This is a genomic window from Candidatus Acidiferrales bacterium, from assembly GCA_035515795.1.
GTDB lineage: Bacteria > Bacteroidota > Ignavibacteria > Kryptoniales > JAKASW01 > JAKASW01.
Window position 1 is genome coordinate 182,952 of record DATJAY010000039.1, and the last position, 24,196, is coordinate 207,147.

23 protein-coding genes are annotated in these 24,196 nt (G+C 47.9%); 18 read left to right on the plus strand and 5 right to left on the minus strand.

Annotation, left to right across the window (positions count from 1 at the left end; translation table 11 throughout):
• Nucleotides 1–14: 14 nt before the first annotated feature.
• Entirely contained in the window at nucleotides 15–380 is a 366-nt protein-coding gene (locus VLX91_16855; protein HUI31881.1) for a DUF4440 domain-containing protein, read from the plus strand.
• A 76-nt stretch (nucleotides 381–456) separates the two neighbouring features.
• Here the strand turns inward: VLX91_16855 and VLX91_16860 are convergent, their stop codons facing one another.
• Together VLX91_16860 and VLX91_16865 are read right to left on the minus strand one after the other, a co-directional pair.
• Nucleotides 457–912: a VOC family protein gene (locus VLX91_16860; protein ID HUI31882.1), complete on the minus strand. Its 456-nt coding sequence runs from the start codon at nucleotides 910–912 to the stop codon at nucleotides 457–459.
• 58 nt (nucleotides 913–970) lie between these two features.
• A complete protein-coding gene (locus tag VLX91_16865; GenBank protein ID HUI31883.1) occupies nucleotides 971–1,471 on the minus strand; it encodes an SRPBCC domain-containing protein in 501 nt (166 codons plus the stop codon).
• Nucleotides 1,472–1,672: 201 nt separating this feature from the next.
• Here VLX91_16865 and amrS point away from each other — a divergent pair, with 201 nt between their 5' ends.
• The 7 genes from amrS to VLX91_16900 all read left to right on the plus strand — a co-directional run bounded on the left by amrS (nucleotide 1,673) and on the right by VLX91_16900 (nucleotide 7,858).
• Complete coding sequence (amrS, locus tag VLX91_16870) at nucleotides 1,673–2,728, plus strand: AmmeMemoRadiSam system radical SAM enzyme (protein ID HUI31884.1); 1,056 nt, start codon at nucleotides 1,673–1,675, stop codon at nucleotides 2,726–2,728.
• Nucleotides 2,719–3,339, plus strand: coding sequence for an AmmeMemoRadiSam system protein A (amrA, locus tag VLX91_16875; protein HUI31885.1), 621 nt, complete (start codon nucleotides 2,719–2,721; stop codon nucleotides 3,337–3,339). The genes amrS and amrA overlap by 10 nt, the downstream gene beginning before the upstream one ends.
• Nucleotides 3,323–4,165: an AmmeMemoRadiSam system protein B gene (gene amrB, locus VLX91_16880; protein HUI31886.1), complete on the plus strand. Its 843-nt coding sequence runs from the start codon at nucleotides 3,323–3,325 to the stop codon at nucleotides 4,163–4,165. The genes amrA and amrB overlap by 17 nt, the downstream gene beginning before the upstream one ends.
• Nucleotides 4,162–5,046, plus strand: a complete 885-nt coding sequence (locus tag VLX91_16885; protein HUI31887.1) for a DUF2520 domain-containing protein — start codon at nucleotides 4,162–4,164, stop codon at nucleotides 5,044–5,046. The genes amrB and VLX91_16885 overlap by 4 nt, the downstream gene beginning before the upstream one ends.
• 26 nt (nucleotides 5,047–5,072) lie before the next feature.
• Nucleotides 5,073–6,149 carry a glucose-1-phosphate thymidylyltransferase gene (locus VLX91_16890; GenBank protein ID HUI31888.1) on the plus strand — a complete coding sequence of 359 codons (1,077 nt, stop codon included), beginning with the start codon at nucleotides 5,073–5,075 and terminating at the stop codon, nucleotides 6,147–6,149.
• Nucleotides 6,150–6,342: 193 nt separating this feature from the next.
• Nucleotides 6,343–7,449 carry a tRNA 2-thiouridine(34) synthase MnmA gene (mnmA, locus tag VLX91_16895; protein ID HUI31889.1) on the plus strand — a complete coding sequence of 369 codons (1,107 nt, stop codon included), beginning with the start codon at nucleotides 6,343–6,345 and terminating at the stop codon, nucleotides 7,447–7,449.
• Between the two features lies 1 nt (nucleotide 7,450).
• Nucleotides 7,451–7,858, plus strand: a complete 408-nt coding sequence (locus VLX91_16900; GenBank protein HUI31890.1) for a hypothetical protein — start codon at nucleotides 7,451–7,453, stop codon at nucleotides 7,856–7,858.
• Between the two features lies 1 nt (nucleotide 7,859).
• Here VLX91_16900 and VLX91_16905 read toward each other — a convergent pair whose 3' ends face one another.
• The 3 genes from VLX91_16905 to VLX91_16915 are packed head-to-tail and all read right to left on the minus strand — an operon-like array spanning nucleotide 7,860 to nucleotide 10,707.
• Complete coding sequence (locus VLX91_16905) at nucleotides 7,860–8,549, minus strand: class I SAM-dependent methyltransferase (protein HUI31891.1); 690 nt, start codon at nucleotides 8,547–8,549, stop codon at nucleotides 7,860–7,862.
• Nucleotides 8,546–9,094 carry a macro domain-containing protein gene (locus tag VLX91_16910; GenBank protein ID HUI31892.1) on the minus strand — a complete coding sequence of 183 codons (549 nt, stop codon included), beginning with the start codon at nucleotides 9,092–9,094 and terminating at the stop codon, nucleotides 8,546–8,548. Before VLX91_16910 ends, VLX91_16905 begins: the two co-directional genes overlap by 4 nt.
• Before the next feature lie 2 nt (nucleotides 9,095–9,096).
• Entirely contained in the window at nucleotides 9,097–10,707 is a 1,611-nt protein-coding gene (locus VLX91_16915; protein HUI31893.1) for an ATP-binding protein, read from the minus strand.
• Between the two features lie 169 nt (nucleotides 10,708–10,876).
• On the opposite strand from VLX91_16915, the gene VLX91_16920 reads away from it, so the two are divergent.
• The 10 genes from VLX91_16920 to VLX91_16965 all read left to right on the plus strand — a co-directional run bounded on the left by VLX91_16920 (nucleotide 10,877) and on the right by VLX91_16965 (nucleotide 24,104).
• Nucleotides 10,877–12,940, plus strand: a complete 2,064-nt coding sequence (locus tag VLX91_16920; GenBank protein HUI31894.1) for a tetratricopeptide repeat protein — start codon at nucleotides 10,877–10,879, stop codon at nucleotides 12,938–12,940.
• Nucleotides 12,941–12,960: 20 nt separating this feature from the next.
• A complete protein-coding gene (locus tag VLX91_16925; protein HUI31895.1) occupies nucleotides 12,961–13,764 on the plus strand; it encodes a dihydroorotate dehydrogenase electron transfer subunit in 804 nt (267 codons plus the stop codon).
• A gap of 7 nt (nucleotides 13,765–13,771) precedes the next feature.
• Entirely contained in the window at nucleotides 13,772–14,719 is a 948-nt protein-coding gene (locus tag VLX91_16930; protein ID HUI31896.1) for a dihydroorotate dehydrogenase, read from the plus strand.
• A gap of 176 nt (nucleotides 14,720–14,895) precedes the next feature.
• Nucleotides 14,896–16,215 carry a folylpolyglutamate synthase/dihydrofolate synthase family protein gene (locus VLX91_16935; protein HUI31897.1) on the plus strand — a complete coding sequence of 440 codons (1,320 nt, stop codon included), beginning with the start codon at nucleotides 14,896–14,898 and terminating at the stop codon, nucleotides 16,213–16,215.
• 180 nt (nucleotides 16,216–16,395) lie between these two features.
• Complete coding sequence (gene rho, locus VLX91_16940) at nucleotides 16,396–17,691, plus strand: transcription termination factor Rho (GenBank protein ID HUI31898.1); 1,296 nt, start codon at nucleotides 16,396–16,398, stop codon at nucleotides 17,689–17,691.
• Between the two features lie 13 nt (nucleotides 17,692–17,704).
• Nucleotides 17,705–18,874 (plus strand): thiolase family protein, encoded by a 1,170-nt coding sequence (locus VLX91_16945; GenBank protein HUI31899.1) that lies wholly within the window; start codon nucleotides 17,705–17,707, stop codon nucleotides 18,872–18,874.
• Between the two features lie 3 nt (nucleotides 18,875–18,877).
• Nucleotides 18,878–19,750, plus strand: a complete 873-nt coding sequence (locus tag VLX91_16950; GenBank protein HUI31900.1) for a 3-hydroxybutyryl-CoA dehydrogenase — start codon at nucleotides 18,878–18,880, stop codon at nucleotides 19,748–19,750.
• 31 nt (nucleotides 19,751–19,781) lie between these two features.
• Nucleotides 19,782–20,930: an acyl-CoA dehydrogenase gene (locus VLX91_16955; GenBank protein HUI31901.1), complete on the plus strand. Its 1,149-nt coding sequence runs from the start codon at nucleotides 19,782–19,784 to the stop codon at nucleotides 20,928–20,930.
• A 61-nt stretch (nucleotides 20,931–20,991) separates the two neighbouring features.
• Nucleotides 20,992–23,469 carry a family 20 glycosylhydrolase gene (locus tag VLX91_16960; GenBank protein ID HUI31902.1) on the plus strand — a complete coding sequence of 826 codons (2,478 nt, stop codon included), beginning with the start codon at nucleotides 20,992–20,994 and terminating at the stop codon, nucleotides 23,467–23,469.
• 179 nt (nucleotides 23,470–23,648) lie between these two features.
• On the plus strand, nucleotides 23,649–24,104 hold the full coding sequence (locus VLX91_16965; protein HUI31903.1) for a hotdog fold thioesterase: 456 nt from the start codon (nucleotides 23,649–23,651) through the stop codon (nucleotides 24,102–24,104).
• Nucleotides 24,105–24,196: the final 92 nt, after the last annotated feature.

Here is a 24,196-nt window from a genome sequence, read left to right on the forward strand (position 1 = left end):
CAAGAGAGGCAAGAATGCAGATCAGCAGAGAAGATTTTGAGGCGGTCAAGGAACTTGAAGAATCGATGTGGCGCTCCGAAACGCGATTCGACAGGGACTATATGGAACGTGTATTGTCGCCGGACTTCTTCGAGTTTGGGCGTTCAGGTCGCGTCTACAAGAGAGAGGATACGCTCGCTGCGCCCGCACAGAAAATCAATGCGAAGCTCCCGCTGAAAGATTTTAGAATCCATCCGATTACTGAAGATGTTGTGTTGGTAACTTACATCACTGAAGTGATCGGAAATAAGCTGGAGATGGGGAACAGGAGCTCAATTTGGATTAGAACTCCGAAAGGGTGGCGGCTGAGGTTTCATCAGGGAACGCCGGTCAACTCATAGAGATCCGAAGAAGAAGGTAGCACACACTGTCAGTTCTCGAATAAAGGCACAGTCCCAACTCCAGTCATTCCCTTACTCACTCCCACTTCTGCAACTCTACGATATTTCCTTCCGGATCGCTGGCATAGACGAACTCTATTTTACCTGCACCTTTGATTTCTGTAGAGACTCGATCTCCGACTTTACCTCCTCCATTACGGATAACCTTTTCGAGCATTTGCTGAACATTTCCGACAGCGAAAGCTATGTGGCCAAAACCAGGCCGATTAATTTTGTGTGCCACACCCCTGGTCATGCTGGAGTATTGGAAAATTTCTGAAGTGGGTCCATCCTCTCCATAACCGGGAAGTTGGAGGTGAATTCCTCGGATACGGGCATCGTGAAGTGATGTTGCGTCGACCAGCCATTTTCCCTTCAGATCTCGTTCGGGGGGTTTAAGTGTGCATCCAAAGACATCTATGTAAAACTGGGCGAGCGACTTCCAATCTCTTGCCACTAAATTTGTATGCACATACCTTATCGGGCGGGCCACAATTAATTTCTTATCAGGTTGTCGAATTTGTCAAATGCCATGTAAGCATAAGTTTAGTTCAGGAAGAAATTACGTTTTTCAAATTTATATTCCTGTTTCTCAAATCGACGCCGCCTTCAAGTACGGATTTCAGATTTGCAAGATAAAATGCCCATCCTTTCGTACAGCCGAGATGAAAACTTATTTTTGATTCTTCATCGGCAGGAATATCTTCCTGCTGAAGTTCTACAAGAGTATATCCGGATTCAGTTTTTATCTTTACACTGACTATTCCAGCTTTGCCGAACACAAACCTCAGAGAGTCTTTACCGTCTGCCTCCAGAATTGTTCCTCTTTCGACAGTTCCATCGTCATAGCCATGCCACAACCATTCGTAAGTATCGCCTTTTTTGATGTGATCATTGGGAGGTCTCGGTGATTTGTCTGGCTTTGAAAACGCCGCCCTTCTTAGAAACCACCGTTCGAGATCGGTTTGGGTCGTCCACGAGTCGTAGATTTCTCGCACCTCAGAATTGATCGGGATCCTTAACACAAATCTGCTCCAGTCGTATCGTTTCATAACCTATCCTCCTCCTTTTCAATCGTCAAATGAAATTGGGAAACGGAATGAAGTTAATCAAGTAAATCAGAAGTTCCTCGAGATAAGCGATGTCCACAGGTTGACTTTCTCCATTTTAAAGCGTAAACTTCTGTGAGTCGGTTGATAATTCCCCATGGATTTTTCGATCCAGGGGCACGGACAACTCGTTGAGAGAAAGCTATGGCTGAGACTTTAACTCTTAAAAGCGTTTTGCAGGACCACACCGCCGAGGGTGAGCTTTACACCAAACTTGAGAATGATTGGGTTTTGTGTTACGCGTGCGGCCATCGGTGCAAGATCAAACCCGGACGCGACGGGATTTGCAAGGTGCGGTTTAATAAAGACGGAAAACTTTTTGTGCCGCGGGGATATGCTGCCGGGATTCAGCTCGACCCTATTGAGAAGAAACCGTTCTTCCATGCATTCCCCGGGAGAAGCGCGGTAAGCTTCGGAATGCTGGGATGTGATTACCATTGTTCTTATTGTCAGAATTGGATTACGAGCCAGGCGATCCGAGATCCGTCCGCCGCCGCACAGCCGGAAGTAATCGAACCTGAAAAAATAGTCGAGCTCGCATTGCTCTATAAATCTCCGGTCTTGGTTTCAACATACAATGAGCCGCTCATCACGAGTGAATGGGCCGCAGAGATCTTCAAGCTGGCCAAGCCCTACGGGATTCGCGGCGCATACGTATCCAACGGCAACGCGACGCCGGAAGTGATAGATTACATAACTCCTTATGTAGATCTGTATAAAGTCGACTTGAAAGGATTTGACGATAAAAGGTACAGGCAGCTTGGCGGAAGATTGGAAGTGGTTCTAAATGCCATCCATCTTCTGAAAGAAAAAGGACTCTGGGTGGAAATCGTGACGCTGTTGGTGCCGGGATTCAATGACGGCATAGAGGAATTGAAAGGCATAGCTAAATTTATTGCGTCGGTCTCTCCGGAGATTCCATGGCACATCACGGCGTTTCATCAGGACTACAAGATGCTGGATAGGGAAAGCACCGATGCAAAGATGCTGATGAACGCCGCAAGAATTGGAAAAGAAACGGGACTATATTTTGTATATGCCGGCAATTTGCCCGGCATGGTTGAAAACCTTGAAAATACCAACTGCCACAGATGTGGAGAGCTGCTCGTGGAACGAAGCGGATTCAGAGTGTTGAGGAATAATCTGATTGACGGTTCATGCAGAAAGTGCAAAGCAAGGATCCCTGGAGTATGGAAGTAAATCCAAACTGTTCTGAGATGGGATATGCTCTGACAAGCGAAGAGAAATCATATCTTCTTCGTGTCGCGCGCGGCTCCATAGAAGCGGCGGTGAAAAGAAAAGTCTATTCTCCGATCAAACCAGCTGATCAGAATTTGGCAAGGGCAGCGGGCGTTTTTGTTACGATTAAGAAGAACGGCGAGCTGCGAGGTTGTATCGGCTTAATTGAGCCTGAGTTCCCGTTATACCAGATCGTATCGAAAATGGCGGTGAGAGCCGCTACGTGTGACCCGCGATTCGAATCGGTTCGAGAAGATGAATTGAAGGATTTACGGATAGAAATTTCCATACTCTCTCCTTTGAAAAAACTCAGCACCATAGAGGAAATTGAGATCGGACGCCATGGTCTTATCATCGAGAGGGGAATTCACCGCGGCTTACTGTTACCTCAGGTGGCAACCGAAAACAATTGGAACAGGGAAGAATTCTTGGAATATACATGCGTAAAAGCCGGACTGGACACGGAAGATTACAAGAGTCCGGATGCGAGGCTGTATATTTTTTCCGCCGAGATCTTCGGCGAAAAGGAATTGGGAATTCCTTCAGAGGATAATTTTGCAGAACGAAAATGAGTCAGTACGCCCGCCCGCCGTTGCGGGGTTATTCTATCCTGTCGGGAAGGATAGCCTGGCAAAAACGGTTAAGAAATTACTTGGTGAGGCAAGGGAAAACATTACGGGCGACGTTCCTAAGAGAATTTCGGGAATCATTTCACCACACGCGGGGTATTTGTATAGCGGATATACAGCGGCGCATGCATATTCTCTTTTGCATAGAAATCAGTTCGCCACTGTAGCTATTATTTCTCCAAGTCACCATGAATATTTTGACGGCGTATCTGTCTTTTCTGGTAAAGCTTATTCGACCCCTCTGGGTGAGATAAAAATAAATTGTGAAACCAGGGAAAAATTTCTGGGACTTGCAGGCGATGTTGCGGTTAAATCTACGCTTGGACATGGAGCAGAGCACGCCATAGAAGTACAGTTGCCATTTCTTCAATCGACCCTCGGAGATTTCGAACTCCTTCCAATCGTGATGGGCGACCAGAAGCGTGAATATTGCAGGGTGGTAGGCGGAGCGCTGGGCAATATTGCGTCTGGCTCCGACGTCTTGATTGTAGCTAGCTCCGATTTGTCTCACTACTATGACTATGATACGGCTAACGACATGGATAAAGTATGCATAAATGATATAATGAGCCTGGACCCGGAAATTTTATTAAGCGATATCGAGAATCGCAGATGTGAGGCGTGCGGCGGTGGACCGATCGCCTCCTCCTTGTACGCTTCAAAGAATCTAGGGCTGAATAAAGTTTCACTTTTGAACCACTGCAATTCAGGCGATACATCCGGTGATAAGTCGGCAGTCGTCGGATACTTATCAGCGATTATCTCATGATAAGACCGCTACGTCCTTTTTCCTTGGTCGGACCAGGAAGGGTGGGGTCCAGTTTGGCAATGGCGCTTGAGGGAAAGGGGTGGGAATGCAGGCACATTCTCCCAAAAGACAGGAGTGAATCGCAACGCAGGAAATTAAGCTCAGTATTTCCTGCTGCAGACATCGTAGAACGTGCATCGTCTCTGGCCGACGATTTTGAAATTCTGTTTATAGCCGTACAGGACGATGAGATCGAGAATGTGGTTGACGGACTCTTGGCTGTAAATAATATCTCCTGGAAATCAAAAGTTGTGCTCCACACGAGCGGTGTCAAAAGCGTTGGGCTCCTTCAGCCGCTCAGGGGCCGTGGTGCATCGGTCGGCGCGCTTCACCCGATTGCGGCATTTGCAAATCGGTATCAACCGCGGTCGGCAAGTGAAATCTATTATGATTTTTTCGGTGATAAGAAAGCTCAATCAGTTGCACGACGGATTGCAGGGTTGTTAAACTCAAAGTTAATCATACTAAAGAACGAAAGACAAAGAATGCTGCTCCATATTGCTAGTGCGATTGCTTCCAACTCGACCGTCGTTGCCATTAGGAGCGCGGAAGAACTCGTATCCGGTTTTATCCATCCCCGGGACGCGAAGGCGTTGATGACAGCGCTGCTGTCATCAACGGTCAGTAATTTATCCGAAAACGAAGGGATGAAGTCTCTGACAGGTCCGTTGGCGCGGGCGGATATCGAAGTGATCTCGGATCACATAAAGGCGCTTGAAAGCAAGAAAACGCTGTTGCAGTTTTATAAGTCATGGTCGCTGCTCGGAATTGACTCGCTTCTTAGAGACGGGCATGACAGGAAATCTCGCTTGAAAAAAATAAAAGATATTTTGTCCCGGTAGCCGGGGCTCTCTCAGAGGAGGAAAAAGTGAAATTCAAAGCATTGATCGCAAGTGGAGGAAGAGGAACGCGGCTTCGACCGATAACTCACACACAGAATAAACACCTCATTCCAATTGCGAACAAACCGATACTGCATTACGCCATAGAAGCGGCGTTGTCGGCAGGAATAACCGAGATCGGGATCGTCACGAATGCGGACAGCAGCGAGGTCCCTCGTGCCATCGGCGATGGTTCGAAATGGGGAGCCAGGATAACCTACATTCCCCAGGAAGCACCTCTTGGACTTGCTCACGTCGTGAAAATCTCTCGAGACTTCATCGGTACCGACAATTTCATTTTCTATCTCGGCGACAACATGGTGGTGGGCGGAGTGAAGCGATACCTTGAAGAATTTGAGAAGAGCAAGGCGAATTGCTTTCTCACCCTTGCGAAAGTCAAAGACCCAGAAAGGTTCGGAGTTCCGCAGATAAAAAATAGAATGATCGTGAGAGTCGAAGAGAAGCCGAAGCGTCCGAAGAGCAGTTATGCCGTGGCAGGAATTTATATTTATGATCGGCACATTTTCGATGCCGTGAATAAAATAAAGCCGAGTGCGCGCGGGGAATTAGAAATATCGGATGCACATCAATATTTAATCGACCATGGTTACAAGGTCGGGTACGCTGAGATAACAGGATGGTGGAAGGACACGGGTAAGCCGGCCGATCTCCTCGAAGCCAACAGACTTGTACTTGAGAACAGCGAGCCGTCTATCGAAGCGGGCGTAGAAGTAGACTCACACAGCGACATCGCCGGAAGAGTGATTTTGCAGAAAGGATGCAAGATTTCAGGGAGCAAAATTCGAGGACCTGTAATCATTGGCGAAAATGCCGTTATTGAAAATAGTTATATCGGTCCTTTTACCTCTGTAGGAGCGCGCTCCCAGGTAAAGAACAGCGAAGTGGAGTATAGCATAGTTCTGAAGGAGTGCAAGATTTTGGATGCCGGCATGCGCATCGAGGGGAGTCTTCTCGGAAACGGTGTGGAGATCGTCAGGGCTGACGGCAAACCGCGCGTGCAGCGCTTCATGATCGGTGATCAGAGCAGGGTGGAAGTACCGTGAAGTTCTTGGCTGTGCCGTCTGGGGTCTTCCTGACGAATAGGGATTTACGAGTTTATCTCGTTTAGACAGATACTCAAGCATAGTTCGTAACTGTGAAATGCTTCAGGATATACCCCCTTTTCTGTCATTCGATGTGACGGCGATATCAATCACTCTTTCATAACCCAAGTATTTTCTTTAAATTATTTCTATTATGGAGAGCAAGGTCAACAAGCCCCGCGTTATCGCAGCCATGAGTGGAGGAGTAGACTCTTCACTTGCCGCGGTTCTCATGATGGAACAAGGATACGACGTCATAGGCGTGACGATCAAAACGTATAACTATGAGGATGTGGGAGGAAACAGCGATTCCACCTGCTGCTCGATTGACGGAATCAATATGGCAAGGAGCATCGCGGAGAAATTTGGTTTCCCTCATTATGTTTTCGATTTCAGCGAGAGGTTTAGAAAGGAAGTTATCGACGGCTTTGTCGAAGAATATCTTTCCGGGAGAACCCCGAACCCTTGCGTCGTCTGCAATCAAAAAATCAAATGGGCGTATCTTATCGAGAAAGCAACCAGCCTCTGCGCCGACTACATTTGCACCGGCCATTATGCAAAAGTTCGATTTGATAAAGGCGCACGTAGATTCGTCATATCGAAAGGCAGCGATGCTGCGAAAGACCAATCCTATGCCCTCTACGGAATTAGCCAGGACAACTTGAGCAAAACAATTTTTCCGCTGGCCGGGCTCACCAAACCTCAGGTTCGCGAACTCGCATTGAAGTACGGATTGGCAAGTTATAACAAACCCGAGAGCTATGAAATATGCTTCGTCTCAGATAACAACTACATGCGATTTCTGAAGGAAGTGGTTCCGGGATTAGAAACCCGTATCTCCAACGGCGAAATTCTTTTCGAAGGGAAGCCGATCGGGAAACATCATGGGTATCCTTTTTACACGATCGGGCAGAGAAAGGGACTCGGCATTAGTCACAGTGAAGCATTGTACGTCAGGAATATCGATGCGAAAACCAACACAATCGAAGTGGATATTGACGAGAGACTGTTTGCAAGAAGACTCGTCGCCAATCACATAAATTTTGTGAAATACCCGGCATTGAGCGACGGGAAAATATATAACGGGAAAATCAGATATAAAGATAACGGAGCCGATTGCATTGCAAAACAGACTGACAATGACGAAATTACAGTTGAATTCACAAATCCTCGGAGGGCAATGACACCCGGGCAAAGTGTAGTACTTTACGAAGATGAAGATGTGGTAGCAGGTGGAATTATATTGAAAGTGTTAGGCTAAAATGGCAAAGTATTCGATCCTAATCGCCGATGATGACGATTCGCAGCGCAACGTTCAAAAGTTGATCTTGGATGAAGTTGCGAAAGCTCTGAAGTCGGAATTCAAAATCGACGAGGCAGCGGACAGTCTTGAGACGAGAAGATGTCTTAGCACAAATGTTTACGACCTGATCATACTTGACAACGAATTCATGGATGATCTAAAGCCGGGACATTTGCCGGGGATCGCTATTCTGCAGCTCATGAGAAAAGCGGGGCCTAACATGGGGTCGCCCACCGTTTTTTGTACGGCAGATCCGTACAACACGCTAAGGCCGATGGTGGAAAAGTATGGCGCCATTTATTATCCAAAAGCAAAAGCGGACGCGGAAGAGATGACTCGAATGTACTCGAAACTGTTGCTGGAGTAATCTACTTTTCCAGGACCACGACGATGTGATCCGATTTATCGAGGAATTTTGTCAGAGGGTAGTCGATTGATCTCCATATCCAGAGCGGTAGCTTGTAAAACAAGCGGGGTGCCCGCAGAAGCACAAGAAGTTTGCTTCCGAAAAGGTAGGATCTTTTCTCAACGTCGGGGAAGAATGAAAGCAATGTCTTTCTATCAAACGTGTGAAGGTGGGCATTGACCGGCGTAGCCTGGTTGCAGTGAATGCAAAGCGTGTAGCGTAGCCTTTCTCTGTAGGGGGTGGATACGATTGCCTTACCTCCTTTTCCCAGGACTCTCCATATTTCCTCTGCGGCGGATCCGGGTGAGTTGAGGTGTTCCATGATCTCGGACGCTATCACCAGACTCAAGCTTCCCGTTTTGAACGGAAGGAGGCAGGCGTCCGCCAAAACTGCGCCGCTTGAATTTGGCCTCAAGACCTGCAGATTCTTATGAGAAAGGTCTACGAAGAAAATTTGTTCGTGAGCAATCTCTCCTGTCCATCCGCTCCCGCTTCCTACGTCTAGTATGCTGTTTGTTTTTCCTGCGAGCCTTTTAATGAACTTCCTGAAGATTACTTCGTACGCACGGCCTGTTTCATCGAGGTTGTTAAAATAGTCGAAAAGTTCAGCATCGGCTTCGTAGTGCGCGATATGGTCGGAGCAGCGATTCACTTCTCTTTGCCTGGATCCCTTCGAGACAGGTCCTGAATTTCATTTGAGAAACTTTCGTAAGCTTCATGGTCGTACAAAACGAAAGTGATCGCCTCCAGATGTTTTGCCTTCATAAGAAAAACAGCAGCTTCTTTAGTCATTATTTTTGCGGCCTCGGAAAGCGGAAAACCTCCGACACCTGTTCCCAGGGCGGGAAAGGCTAACGATATGATTCCGTTCGACTCGGCAAGTTCTAATGCTGACCTGGTTGCAGATGCGATCTTGGAGGAGTCGGTCTGCAAATCCTGTCCCATGACCGCTGCATGAATCACGTATTTTGCATTCAACGCACCGGCACCCGTCATCACCGCTCGTCCGACAGGTTTCGGACCCTGTCGCATCGCTTCCTGCTCTATGACAGCTCCACCTTTCTGTTTGATCGCCCCAGCGACGCCGCCTCCCATCCAGAAATAGTTGTTGGCGGCATTCACGACCGCGTCCCCTTCATAATCGGTTATATCTCCCTGAATTGCCTCGAGTATCTTTCCGTCGATCTCTACTCTCATCTTCAATTCGGCTGGATCAATGGAAGCCTGATGGTCATCTTCGTTCCAATGCCGATCCGACTTTCTATCTTGATCTCTCCGTGATGGTCGTCGATAATTTTTTTGACGATCGCCATTCCCAGTCCTGTCCCGTGCTTTTTTCCGTACGTGACGAAGGGTTCAAATATTGTCTTTCGAATTTCTTCCGGCATTCCGCTGCCCGTGTCCTGCAATTCGATTACGAGGCAATCTGCATCTGAGCGAGAGCGCACCGAGAAACTTCCGCCGTCGGGCATCGCGTCAGCTGCATTGCCGGCAATATTCAAGATGACGCGCGTCATTTTATCGGGATCGATCTCGATGTCGCCGGCATAAGAGCTTTCGTTCACCAGATTGATTTTTCTATATTCGAAATCACTTTTCAAAAACCATAGTACCCCCTTGAGAAAGTCGTTGAACTTCACGCGCTGTATGTTCATTTGAGAGACGCCCCGCGAAAAATCGAGCACCTCCTGTGCCATCTTGACGAGCCGGTCTATCTGAGTTGTTATCTCGTCCACGAGATTTGCCGACTCTTCGTCATGTGCTTTTTTCTTAAGGACTTGTGCGTAGAGCTTAATCGCCGACATCGGGTTTTTTATATCGTGGATTACCGAACCTGCCATTTTTCCGACGGCTGACAGACGTTCGGCTTTCACCATTTCCGAGGCAAGACGTGAATTCTCAATTGCAATGGAGGCGTGAATAGAAAAAGCCTTCAAAAATCTTTCATCGTCGGTGTCAAATTCTTCGCCCCGCTTGTTGAGAAGCTGGAAGACGCCGATGATCTTGTTATCCCTGTTCCGCATAGGAACGCACAGCATGTTTGTTGTCTTGAACCCTGTGCGTCTGTCAAATTCGGGGTTGAATCGCAGATCGTTATAAGCATCTTTGATGCTTACGGATTCTCCGGTTTCGGCGACATACCCCGAGATGCCTTTTCCGATCGGCTGGCGAACTTCACTTAGTTCTCCGCCGACCAAAATCTTCGACCATATCTCCTTGGCATTTTCATCTACGAGGTATATCGTGCCGCGCTCGGCTTCCGTTATTCGAATTGCCTCATCGAGTATCATCTGCAACACTTTATCAAGCTCGAGCGACGAGTTTACAGTCTGGGTCGCTTCGATGAGAGCGTTTAGTTTCGTGATTTCCTTTTTGGAGATTTGATGGTGAGATTCTATTTGCTTTTTCAGAGTGTTGTTGGATGCTGAAAGCCTGTCGGACAACGCTCTGGCCATGTTCCATGTTATTCTTGGGAATCTTTGCATCAGCGATAGAAAAGTTTTCTTACTGAATTGGAGAACAACCGAACTTTCTGCAGCGGTCACGGAAGCGCTCGCACGAAGCTCATTCTTTCCATCGGCAACTGAGCTTTCGCCGAAGAAGTCGCCGTTACCGAGTACGCAAATCATTTCCTCTTTTTCATCGATGAGTTTTGCTACCTGAACGCTGCCGGATTTCAGTACGTACAGCGATTGAACGATTTCACCTTCTTTGATGACGGTCAGTCCGGCGTCCATTTTTTCTTCGCTCGCTGATGTTAATAGTTCCTTGACTTCAGCATCTTTTAGACCATCAAACAAAGAGTACATGATTCGTCTTATTCTTGTGGTTGGTTTAATGTAAGTTAACTCAATGTGGATAGAATCGCAATCCTAGAACAGACGACGTTTTTCACTGATTGAGGAAAAACACAGCAGTATCCGCAATACCAGCCTTGATTTTGACTTTGGCAAGAGACTATTTTACCCTGTAAGCTCAGTGCAAACAAAATTTAAATTCCTTGTTTTTCTTATTGCCGCCTGTGCAACAGCGTACAGTGGCTGTTTCCTGTGGACCCCCGTAAAAGACGAATGGCAGGACTTCACCGCCTATTTCAACACTTATTATAACGGCGAACACGCCTTCGACGAAGCCATGCTCGATGTAAAAAGCTCTCTCAAAGAATACAATATCAGTCTACTGTCGGGTCAGCAGACAACTCCATTTGTCATCAGCTCGAATGCGAAACAGGATTTTGACATCGCAATCGAAAAGGCATCAAAGGTGCTCCAGTTTTATCCGAACTCCGGCTACACCGAAGACTGCCTCTTCATGATCGGAATAGGCTATTATTATGAGGCCGATAATATCCGAGCGGGCAGAAAATTCATAGAAGAACAATCAAAGTATCCGGACAGCAGAAGGTTTTGCGAGGCGCAGATGTACTACGGCGAGATCGAAGTGAAAAATCGAAATTACCGAGATGGATATGACGACCTCCTGAAGGCCTTGGTACAAGCCGAAAAACAAGACAATTCCGATGTCGCCGCCGGAACTGCGGGCGATCTTGCCGAATATTTTTTGATGCAGACGGACACGGTAACAGCGGCAGCATATCTGGACACCGCCGCCGCATTTTCGAAGAACGACGAAGCTGCGGTCTATTCCTGTAAAGCAGGGGACCTCTTTGAGAGTCTCGGAAATCTTAAAGACGCGCGACGCGAATATGAAGCCGCATGGGGTGATGCGCGAGATATAAGACTCCGGTTTTATTCCAGGTACTTCCTGGCACGCGCCGAAAGACGCAACAAACAATTCTACTCTTCTCTGAGTGACCTTAAATATCTCAGAAGCGACGACAAATATTTTCAATACTTTCCTTTGATCGAATATCAACGGACGGAAGCCCTTTACGATTCTGGAGAGGTTTCCTCAGCGTTCTCGGAGTTTCAGAGAATCGATACGGCTTATTCGGCAAGTGAAGCCGCTACCCGAAGTGCATTTAGATTGGCAAACATGTATCTCTACAAAGTCGGTGATTACCAGAATGCTTTGAAGTATTACCAGAAAGCCGCATCTCACGTTGCAGTCCCGGTAATTTCCGAAAGGTCACGACAAATGTCCACCACTTTGCAGGAATATTCGGTGGATGCCTACAAACTCCATCTTGCGGACAGCATGTACCAGCGGGCGTTGAGTGCCGCATCAAGGAACGACTCGACGATCAAGCATTCGCAGGACGAGATAGATACTTTGTATGAACATGCGGCTCTGGCTCAGCAGGTCCTGGGAGGTTTCTTCTTGTTCAGGCTCCAGTTTTCCGATTCAGCAATCAGCCATTACCTGGCAATTGTTTCGCAATTTTCAAAATCAAAAGTTTATCCGTCGGCATTGTATACGCTCGGTGAATACTATTTTTCATCGGGTGACACCGCAAATGCTAAGAATTACCTGATCAAGCTGATAAATGAACTCCCGGAATCCGGATATACGGTTTCGGCGAGATCCCTTCTTGGAATGGAGCAGACAGTTTTTGAGGACTCATCGCAAGCAGGTTACGACCGTGCCATGAATTTAGAAAATGGAAATTTTCATGATTCGGCCGTCGCCGTCTTGAAGGGATTGTTGAAAGGAAAGAAGTCTTCTCTCGCCCCGCAGATTCTTTACGCGATTGGGTGGATCTACGAAAATGATCTCAACGTCTCGGATTCTGCATTCGTTTATTACAAAAAGCTTGCGACCCAATATCCCGTAAGCGACTATAGTGCTAATGTGAATCCGACAATTGCAGGATATGAGCAGGCACAGCGTGACAGTGCTCTGGCGCGTAAACATGTTGAGGATTCCATCGCCAATGTTTCCAAGTCAATCGCGAGTGATTCGGCAAAAGAAAGCGCTCTAACCCGGCCACACTTGAAGACCGCTTCGGAGGACTCGACAAATCAAAGGGGACGCACGATGGATGCGGGTCAGTTCCCAAAGCCTGATTCTCTCGAAGCGGTTCGTCCATCGAAACCGGTGACGGATTCGGTCGCATTGCGTCGAAGACAGATCGGTAAATGAAGGGAGCTTGAAAGACAAATTTGTCTAAACAGATCTTGACCGGACCTGTCCGGCCGGAGCATGAAGTCCGTGCAATCGAAACAGCAACAGTCGTTAATAATCATGAGGTTGCCGAGGAGGTTTTCATTACAAAGTTTCATTCACCTGTAATTGCTCGATTAGTAAAAGCGGGGCAATTTGTGATGGTCTCTTTTCCCGGTTGTTTCGATCCACTTCTTGCAAGGGCCTTTTCCGTCAGTGATGTTCAAGGGAAAAACTTATCTCTATTTTATTCCGCTGTCGGAAAGGGAACGAGGCGACTCTCCAAACTCAGGAAGGGGGATGCAGTGACAATAAACGGTCCTTTGGGAAATGGTTTCCCAAAGTTATCAAAAGGAGAAAGAGTCTACGTCGTTCTCGGAGGGTCCGGCGCTGCACTAGTCCCTATACTCTGCAGGTCGGCAAAGCGGTCCGGCGCCAAAATGACGGTTTTCTATGGTGCGAGGACAAAACGTCATCTGGTTGCTTTTAAGAATCATAAGATTCATCATGCGACCGACGATGGATCAAAAGGATATCATGGTACAGTGATAAATCTCCTCAGGGAGCATTTCGAGGAAGAAAGACCCGACAAAATTTTTGGATGCGGGCCAACACCGATGCTTGCTGCTTTACAGCGTGATTTCGATGGTGATCTCCCCGTATACATCTCTGTTGAAACACCGATGGCTTGCGGAATGGGATTCTGCCAGGGATGTCCTGTAAAAATCTATGACGGCCGGGGTTATTTTCTCGCGTGCAAAGACGGACCGGTTTTCAATGCTAAGGAAATTGAGCTGGAATGATTTTTAGATGAAACCTGCTCTTAAAGTAAAGATAGGAAATCTGGAGCTGAAAAATCCATTGATGACAGCTTCCGGTACCTGTGGGTACGGCGACGAGCTCAATCAATATTTTGACATATCTACGCTCGGGGCGGTTGTCACAAAATCGTTGACTCTAAGACCGAAGATCGGTAACGAACCTCAGCGCATCACCGAGGTCCCATCGGGTATGATAAACTCTATCGGCCTTGCAAACATCGGGATTGAAAAATTCATCGGGGAGAAGCTGCCGAGGCTGCGGAAGTCGGGTGCGGTGATAATTGCAAACATTGCCGCCAAGAGAGTGGAAGACTACGTTTCGCTTGCCGAGCAGCTTTCGGTTTTTGATGACATAAAGGGACTTGAGCTGAATTTGTCGTGTCCGAATGTTAAGGAGGGTGGAATCGAATTTGGAACCGACCGAAGGATTTTAGCGTCAATAGTAAAACAAGTCAGAAAAGTTTTTCCGCGAACCATGATTGTCAAGCTTACGCCGAACGTTACCCGGATCAGTGACTTTGCAGAGGCATCTGAAGCCGAAGGAGCAGACGCGGTTACGGTTGCGAATACTTACGTCGGAATGGCCATCGACATTTACAAACGGGCACCGAAAATTCACACCGTCACCGGCGGCTATTCCGGTCCCGCTATAAAACCGTTGACGCTGGCAAAAGTGTTTCACGTTTATAACGCGGTCAAGATTCCGATAATTGCAAGCGGCGGAATTTTCGTTTGGCAGGATGTGATCGAATATCTCCTGGCAGGTGCGGCGGCGGTCGAGGTGGGAACCGTTTTGTTCACGAAACCCGACGTCACCGATGAATTTCTGAACGAGATAGAATCTTACCTTTCAGCCATGAAGATATCCACGATCACCGAACTCGTCGGGAGCTTGAGCGTCAACATAAGCGATGCCCCGCATTTGAGGGCCATTTAGTCCAACGGTGGGTTTTATTAGGATTGGGACGACAGCCTTGTGCCTGGAAATACCGAGCAGACAAAGATGTGCGGAATCAAATTTATCCTGGGATACTTCCCATTGTTCGAGTGTTTCCTGTCAAATGTTTCTTGAACTCGATGACCAGAATAGATGTTAAATACCAAGGAGCGATTTTGACAACAGAAGGTACCATAAAATTCCTTTTCGATCTTGAAAAGTTCGGTATGAAAATGGACCTGCAAAACATCAGGAGGCTGATGGAGTTCGCCGGAGATCCTGACAAGAGACTTAAGGTGGTACACGTGGCCGGAACTAATGGCAAAGGAAGCACCTGCGCGGCAATCGCAAGCGTTTTGACATCGATGAAATATAAAGTCGGGTTATACACCTCGCCGCATATTGTCGATTTCTCTGAGCGGATCAGGATCGACGGCACGCAAATTTCTGATCCAGACATTGCTGGACTTGTAGAGTATTTTGAGCCGGAAATTATTAACACGCGTGCGACCTTTTTTGAAGCATCCACCGCAATGATGTTCAAGTATTTTGCCGATAATCGCGTCGACTACGCCGTAATAGAAACGGGACTTGGCGGGAGACTAGACTCAACTAATATCGTCGATCCCTTGGTTTCTATCATAACAAATATTGGTCTCGATCATACACAGATCCTGGGCGATACCTTAGAAAAGATTGCCCGTGAAAAGGCGGGTATAATCAAACAGGACAGGCCTGCGATCGTAAATGTCGGAACGGATTCAGTTAAAGAAGTGTTTTATTCAATAGCAGGAAAAAACAGTTCCGAATTGTTCTTCGTTGATGAAGTTGCTCAATACGAAAATCCCACCATGGATCTACATAGCTCAACTATTGATGTTGAAGTTTTGGGGAACCACTATCCCGGCCTGAAAATCGGGTTGAGCGGTGAGCATCAAGTTCAAAATGCTCTGACGGCACTGACGGCACTCCAGGTTATGAGGCAGCACGGAATTACCATAAACAGGGAAAAGGTCTACGAAGGGTTTGAGTTTATATCTGACAATACGGGTCACAGAGGAAGGCTCGAGATCATCAGCAATGATCCTCTGGTGATTCTTGATGTAGCACACAACCCCGACGGAGTTCGCTCGCTCATGGACAGCCTCGGCCCTCTCGGCGGAAAGAAGGGGATACTCCTGTTTGCCGCAATGAAGGACAAAGACGTAAAATCTATGCTGAGCTTGTTGCAACAAAGGTTTGGGAGCGTTATCTTAACACAGCTTCGGACTTCGCGTTCTTTAACCGTTTCAGAGTTGAAGAAGTTGTCTGAAGATATTAAATTACAATCGCAGATTTTTGATAATTCCTCGGAAGCATTAAGAGCCGCCTTAACTCAAATCAATAATGATGGATTTCTATTAGTGACGGGTTCCCATTACTTGGGAGGTGAAATCTTGCCGTTGATTGAAAAGACGAGCTTAAATATTCAGTGCCTGACGTCGGGACAGGCGTGAGTTTTATATTGGAAATGGATTTATTTATTCCGTTCTTTTTGTCAGAGTGACCCCATTGGGGAATTCCAGCCGAACAATGGATTTAAAAGAGATAAATCACGAGTAGGATCGTGGCTTTAGTCTGTCGGGAAATTTCTTCAAATGATAATTTGTAACAAAACCTTTAGGAGGTAGTTTTCAATGAGTGTAGATCTTGCAGAGTTGCAGGGAATGAAAGTAGCTCAGTTGCAGAAACTAGCAAGGGATCTGGATATCCCTGGGTACAGCGGATTAAGAAAGGAAGAGGTCATCTTCAAGATAATGGAGAAACAAAGCACCATCGTGGCAAAAGAGGCGCCTAAGAGTGAAGCGGCGCCGGAATTTCCCGGTATCTCCGTCAGCGCCGGCGTCTTAGACGTTCACGGCGACGGATATGGATTCTTGCGATCTCCGAAATATAACTACCTTCCTTCGCCTGATGATATCTATGTTTCGCCTTCGCAGATAAAAAAGTTCGGCCTGATGACCGGGGATACGGTGAGCGGACAAATTCGCCCGCCGAAGGAAGGTGAGAAATTCTTTGCGCTGCTTCGGGTCGAACGAGTAAACTTCCGCGATCCCGAGTATGTCCGCGAGCGAATCATGTTCGACAACTTGACGCCGCTTTATCCGAACAAGAAGCTGCACCTTGAGAGTGCTCCGGGCGAATATTCGATGAGAATCATAGATCTTCTCGCACCGATCGGGGCGGGACAGCGTGGTATGATTGTGTCTCCGCCTAAGGCAGGGAAAACCATCTTCCTGCAAAAAATCGCGAACAGCATCACGAGAAATCACCCCGATGTCCGCTTGATCGTCCTCCTCATCGATGAACGTCCCGAAGAAGTTACCGACATGGAACGGTCTGTTAACGCGGAGGTCGTAAGCTCCACGTTTGACGAGGAACCTCAGCGTCATACCCAGGTAGCCGAAATGGTTCTCGAGAAAGCGCGAAGACTGGTCGAAGCAAAGAACGATGTTGTAATTCTGTTGGACAGCATTACTCGTCTGGCAAGGGCCTATAACGCAACTGTCCCTCACAGCGGAAAGATCCTTTCCGGCGGCATAGATTCGAACGCGCTCATCAAACCGAAACGATTTTTCGGCGCCGCCAGAAATATCGAAGAGGGTGGCAGCCTGACCATTATCGGAACGGCATTGATCGAAACCGGAAGCAGAATGGATGAAGTAATATTTGAAGAGTTCAAGGGAACAGGTAACATGGAGGTGGTTTTGACTCGTGAGCTCTCCGACAAGAGGGTGTTTCCTGCTATTGATGTCAACAAGAGCTCGACCAGGCATGAAGAGCTTCTTCTTTCACCCGATGAACTCAATAGGATTTGGGTTCTGAGAAAGATACTCAGCGATTATTCTCCCATCGACGCAATGGAATTCTTGCTGGACAAAATGCGCGGAACAAAAAGCAACAAAGAATTTTTAAAGGCAATGAACAGCTAAAAGGGAGGTCCCTATGAGACAGGTCGTCATAGCCAGCGCCTGTCGAACTCCGATTGGATCGTTTCAGGGGACTTTGAGCGGGGTTACTGCACCACGGTTAGGATCGATTGTAATCAGAGATGCCGTCAGCCGTGCGGGAATTTCTCCAAAACAAGTGGATGAGGTTTTCATGGGCTGTGCCTTAGCTGCGGGGGTCGGGCAAGCACCTGCGAGACAGGCGGCAATTTTTGCGGGAATTCCAAATTCTGTTCCATGCACCACGATAAACAAAGTCTGCGGATCCGGGCTGAAATCCGTGATGCTCGGTGCGTTGACGATAATGGCCGGAGAAGCCGACATCGTTGTAGCCGGCGGAATGGAGAGCATGTCCAATGCACCCTATTTGCTTGAAAAAGCGAGAACGGGGTACAAAATGGGCGACGGAAAGATAGTTGATTCCATGGTGAAGGACGGATTGTGGGACGTTTACAACAATTTTCATATGGGCAACGCGGCAGAATTATGCGCGCGTGAATGCAACATTCCACGCGGCGCGCAGGACGAATTTGCCGCATTGAGTTATCGCCGAGCATTGAAGGCGATGGACAATGGATATTTCAAGAACGAAATCGTCCCCGTGCCTGTTGATACAAAGGACGGTGGCTTCGTCGAGGAGGATGAAGAACCACGCAGGGTAAAATTCGACAAGATGGTACAACTGAAGCCGGCGTTCGAGAAGGACGGGACCGTGACTGCTGCCAACGCAAGCAAACTCAACGACGGTGCGGCGGCCGTCGTTCTTATGGCCGAGGAAACTGCGCGCGAATTGCTGATCGAGCCGCTCGCAAGGATCGTGTCACAGGCTTCGCACGCACAGGCGCCTGAGCAGTTTACTACGGCGCCCGTTTCCGTCATCCAAAAACTACTGAAGAAATCCGGTCTGAAAAAAGAAGACATAGATTTATTTGAGATCAATGAAGCCTTTGCCGTTGTTTTGCTGGCGGCAAAACAAACGCTCGATCTGGATATTGACAGGGTAAATATTCATGGCGGTGCGGTAGCGCTTGGGCACCCAATCGGCGCGAGCGGGACGAGAATATTAACGACACTTATTTACGCGATGCGGAGAAAAGACTCTCACAAAGGTCTTGCCGCGATCTGCATCGGAGGAGGAGAAGCGGCAGGAATCATAATTGAAAGGTGAAGAATGGAAGTATGTAACGTAGGGGTGGTTGGTGCGGGAACAATGGGCAACGGGATTGCCCATATTTTAGCACTGTGCAAATTCAACGTCAACTTGATTGATGTTAGACGTGATGCGGTTGAAAGAGGGATGAACTACATACGCCTCAATATGGATAGGCAGGTTGCAAAAGGGCTGATTTCCGTAAATCAGAAAGATGAAGCGTTAAGTAAGATTACTCCGTCGACCTCCCTCGAAATCGGTGCGCGCGACATGGATTTTGTAATTGAAGCGGCAACGGAAAACATCAAGGTGAAAAAAGATTTGTTTCATACGCTCAGCGATGTTTGCAAGCCGGAGACTGTCCTCGCGAGCAATACCTCGTCGATTTCGATCACAGATCTTGCATCCGCAACGTTGAAACCCGACAAAGTTATCGGCATGCATTTTTTTAATCCGGTGCCCGTCATGAAACTTATCGAAATCATCAAGGGACTAACTACATCAAACGAGACCTTCGAGACAACCAGAAATCTTTCCTACAAATTAGAAAAGGTACCCGTGGAGGTTAATGACTATCCGGGCTTCGTTTCGAACCGTATTCTCATGCCGATGATAAACGAGGGGATCTATTGTGTAATGGAAAGCGTCGCCACAGCGGAGGCGGTCGACACAATAATGAAACTCGGAATGAATCACCCGATGGGGCCGCTGGCACTCGCAGACCTCATCGGATTAGACGTATGTCTGGATATCATGAACGTTTTGTTTCACGGAACGGGCGATCCAAAATACAGACCATGTCCGTTGCTGAAGAAAATGGTAGCTGCCGGATATCTGGGGAGGAAGAGCGGAAAGGGGTTTTATACCTACGAGCAGAAACCAGCGCAAAACTAACCGGTGTCGTATCTCCTTTCGGGCAAGTTGAATGATTGATTTTGATCTGACTGAGGAGCAGCTTCAAATCAAAGAAGCCGCCAGAGATTTTGCGGATAGGGAACTGGCAGGCGGGGCGGCAGAGCGCGATGAGAAGGAGGAATTTCCGTTTGAACAAGTAAAGAAGATGGGTGAACTTGGCTTCATGGGTATGATGGTCTCGACTGAACATGGCGGCGCTGGTCTCGACACCGTCGGCTATGTTTTGGCGCTGGAAGAAATCAGCCGGGCGGATGCTTCTGCCGGAGTGATAATGAGCGTAAACAACTCCCTCGTTTGCTGGGGAATGGAAAAGTTCGGAAGCGAAAATCAGAAAAAGAAATACCTTACGCCGCTTGCGTCCGGCAAAATCCTCGGAGCCTTCTGTCTTTCGGAGCCTGAAGCGGGGAGCGACGCTGCTAACCAGCATACGACCGCGAGGCGCGAAGGAGACTTCTATGTGCTTAACGGTACGAAGAATTTTATAACAAATGGCGTAAATGCGGACACACTTTTGGTAATGGCGGCGACGGATAAAACAAAAGGCGCCCACGGCATCAGCACCTTCATCGTCGAAAAGAAATTTCCGGGAGTAAGTATTTCGAAGAAAGAACGAAAGCTGGGAATAAGGAGCTCTGACACAGCGCAGATTACATTCCAGGACTGCAGAGTTCCCGTCGAGAACCGGGTCGGCGAAGAAGGTTTCGGGTTCAGGTTTGCGATGATGACCCTCGACGGCGGCAGGATCGGCATTGCCGCGCAGGCAGTCGGTATCGCAATGGCGGCGCTCGATGCATCGGTCAAATATGTCAAGGAGAGAAAAGTTTTCGACAAACTTCTTTACGAGCTCCAGGCGATTCAGTTTAAACTTGCAGACATGCACACGAACATTGAAGCCGCCCAGCTTTTGGTTTTGAACGCGGCTTTGAAGAAAGATGGGGGGGAAAGTTTTACGAAGGAAGCCGCTATGGCGAAATTGTCTGCGTCCAAGGTCGCTGTCGAATGCGCCCTGGAGGCGATTCAAATCCATGGCGGTTATGGATACATCAAGGATTTTCCTGTCGAGCGATATCTCCGCGATGCAAAGATAACTGAAATTTACGAAGGCACCTCGGAAATTCAACACCTTGTTATTGCAAGGGAAGTACTGGATTTGAAATAGTCGATTACTCTGAAAACCGTTCCGGCTTACTTTCAAAAGCTCATTTATGGAATTATAAGGAATGAAAAACTTTGTCGTTGCCGGCATTTTATTTATATCCCTCTTGCCGCAAATGCTTTCTGCCGAAGTTCACGTCCTGCCCACGCCGAAATTCGTCGATGAGAGTGGCAATGCCGTTAAATTCGGAAAAATTTCGGTTTCCTTCGATGGTCCGGCGAGCGACAGCGCATCTTTGATCGAACTAAAGAATTATTTCGGCAATGATTTGTTACGCCAGGAGAAGACAGACCGCGCACTTGTTGTCTACGCTCATCTCATTAACCCAGGCGAGCTCAAGTCCAAAACCATGCTTGATGGAACGGACCGCCGTATTCCCGCCGCTGCCCGGGACAGCGTACTAAATTCCGAAGATGGATATGTTCTTTCTTCGGGCGACAATCATATCCAGATCTTCGCGAATAAAAAGACGGGAGTCTTCTACGCCGTAGCGACTCTTCTCCAACTTGCGCAAAAAGAAACGGAAGGGTATAGCTTCCCGAAGATAACGATCGCCGATTACCCGTCAATGAAGATGCGGGGAATAAGCGACGATATCAGCCGCGGCCAGGTTTCAACCATAGCGAATTTCAAGAAGATCATCCGCTTTCTTGCAATGTACAAGATGAACGTCTACATGCCTTACATAGAGAACGTTTTTGAATTCAAAGTTTATCCGGAATTCAGCAGAGGCCGTGCGCCTCTCACTGCACAGGAGGTCGCGCAACTCGATTCGTTCGCAAGGCTGTACCATGTTGAGATGATACCCATCTTTGAGACTCTCGGACACATGGAGGATGTCCTGCAAAAGCCGGAATTTGAGAAGTATGCGGAATTTCCCGGGGCCATGTCTGTAAACATCGCGAACGATTCGACATATTTGTTTATGAAAAATTTGTTGTCGGAGATCGCTCCTGCGTTCTCAAGCAAATACTTCAACATGGCGGCTGACGAAAGTTTTGACGTCGGACTCGGTGCCAGCAAGGGCTTGGTAGACTCCGTCGGAATAGATCAGGCGCATGCGCAGTATTACAGGAAGATCTATGATGTGCTGAAGTCGCTGGGCAAAGAGGTACTGATGTACGGAGATATTGTTTTGAAAAACCCCGCCATCCTTTCGGAAATTCCCAGAGACATCACAATAGTGGATTGGGAATACGGGGCGTCGTTCGATTATCCGAGCATTGAGAAATTAAAAAATCCTGGTTTCAGCTTCATTGTTTCGCCCGCGCTTTGGAATTTCACCGGACCGTTCCCCAACTTTTATAATAGCTACGCGAACATCGAGTACTTCACGCGTGATGGATACGAAGCCGGTGCGGCGGGAGTTATCGTTTCAACCTGGAACGATAACGGTGCGGCCGAACTTCGTGAACTGAACTATCCCGGTTATGCGTGGAGTGCGGAGTGTGCCTGGAATCCTGAAACCTCCTCGCCCGCCAATTTTGAAAACAGTTTTTTCCGACGGTACTTCAGAACTGAATCGGACCTGCCCCGGATAATTTATGAACTCCTAAGCTCCACGAGCAATCAAATATCCTGGTACGAGTTCTGGCGAGCGCCGTTTATTGATAAGTTTGACTGGAACACGCCGGTGAGAGCGGCGAGCATTGAGTCTTGCATGCCTGAGGTGTTGTCGCTCATAAAGGATGCGAGAAAGAATGTCGGGGCGAATAAAGACATGCTGGATTTATACGAGCTTGCTGCAAGGATCAACAAGTACTGGGCAGACAAAGTCTCGGCCGTCACGGAGATTCAGAGTATTGCCACCGACAGCACCATGGCACCCCGAGACAAAAAGGAAAAAGTATCCTCTATTACCGATTCGCTTCTTGCATCGCTGTCAAGGTTGAAGAAAGATTATGCGGCTTTGTATTTGAGAACGAACCGGCATCCAATGCTCCAACTCATCGAATGGAGGTTTGACGATCAGATGAAGGAGTTGACCGCTGGTGCCGGGGCAATTCTATCCGGCGATTCTACGTTCAATCAAGTGCTGGCGTCAAAATTCATTTATTATCCGGGCAGCCGTCCTTACTCGAATGGTTTGTTCAAGATCGATTCGGCGACATTCGTGAAGACGATCGATCTTTCGAAAGTTCCTGATATCGATACGATTCAGTTAATCGGCGACACATATTGCAAACTCTTCATCAACGGCGTTAATGCCGGAGAGGTGCGGGCGAGAAGGACATTGACATGGGACGTCGAGAAAGAACGAGTGAGAGTGTTCGACATTTCGAGCTATCTGCATATCGGAGCGAATACTATCATGGTACAGGCGATAAACTATGATCGCAACGGTTCCGCCGGCTGCAACATCTTTGGGCAAATCGGGGACGACACTCTGGAAACTGACAGCACCTGGAAGGTTGCGAGAGGAATTGTTTCTCCCGATGGTCTGAGCGCCGCTAAATTTCTCGACGCAGCACCTTATGACAACGGCTGGCTTATTTCGGCTCCGAAGTTTTCGATCGGACTTAAGTCATGGATCGAAAGATAAAATCGATATGTACTTCATTCGTGCACGCAAGCACCGAGGAGCATACCGTTCACTAAAAAGGGAACGAACAGCGATCCCTCTCTTCGCAGGAGAAGGTCATGCGTCCTTCGCAATTTTCATAAGCGGGGGCAATGTCGGTAAATGAAAAAGATCTGACCACTAAAATTCTAGAAAGAAGCATGGCGAATCTATTCAAAAACATAACACCTGAGTTCATAAATAGCCTCAGCAAAGGCACCATGGCCGAGAGAATCGGAATCGAGATAACAGAAATCGGAGGCGATTACATAAAGGGGAAGATGCCTGTCGACAGCAGGACAGTCCAGACATACGGCATTCTGCATGGCGGTGCATCGGCGGCGCTCGCAGAAACGCTCGGCAGTGTCGCGGGGATGATAACCCTGGATCATGAGAAGGAATTCTGTGTCGGCCTGGAAATCAATGCAAACCATATACGAAGCGTCAGACACGGATATGTCACAGGTACGGCTCGACCGCTTCACATCGGAAGCAGGACGCAGGTCTGGGAAATAAAAATTGAAAACGAGTCGGCACAATTAACATGCGTCAGCAGGCTGACGCTGGCAATACTTCAGAGGAACGCGGAAAAAAATGAAAAGGTAATAGGAAAGTAGTTTCACGTGAGTGCAACATGGATCAAGGCGGGCAATATTCAAAGACGAGAGCCTTTTTCGTGCTTGTATTGCGGAATCAGCCCGTGCCCCGA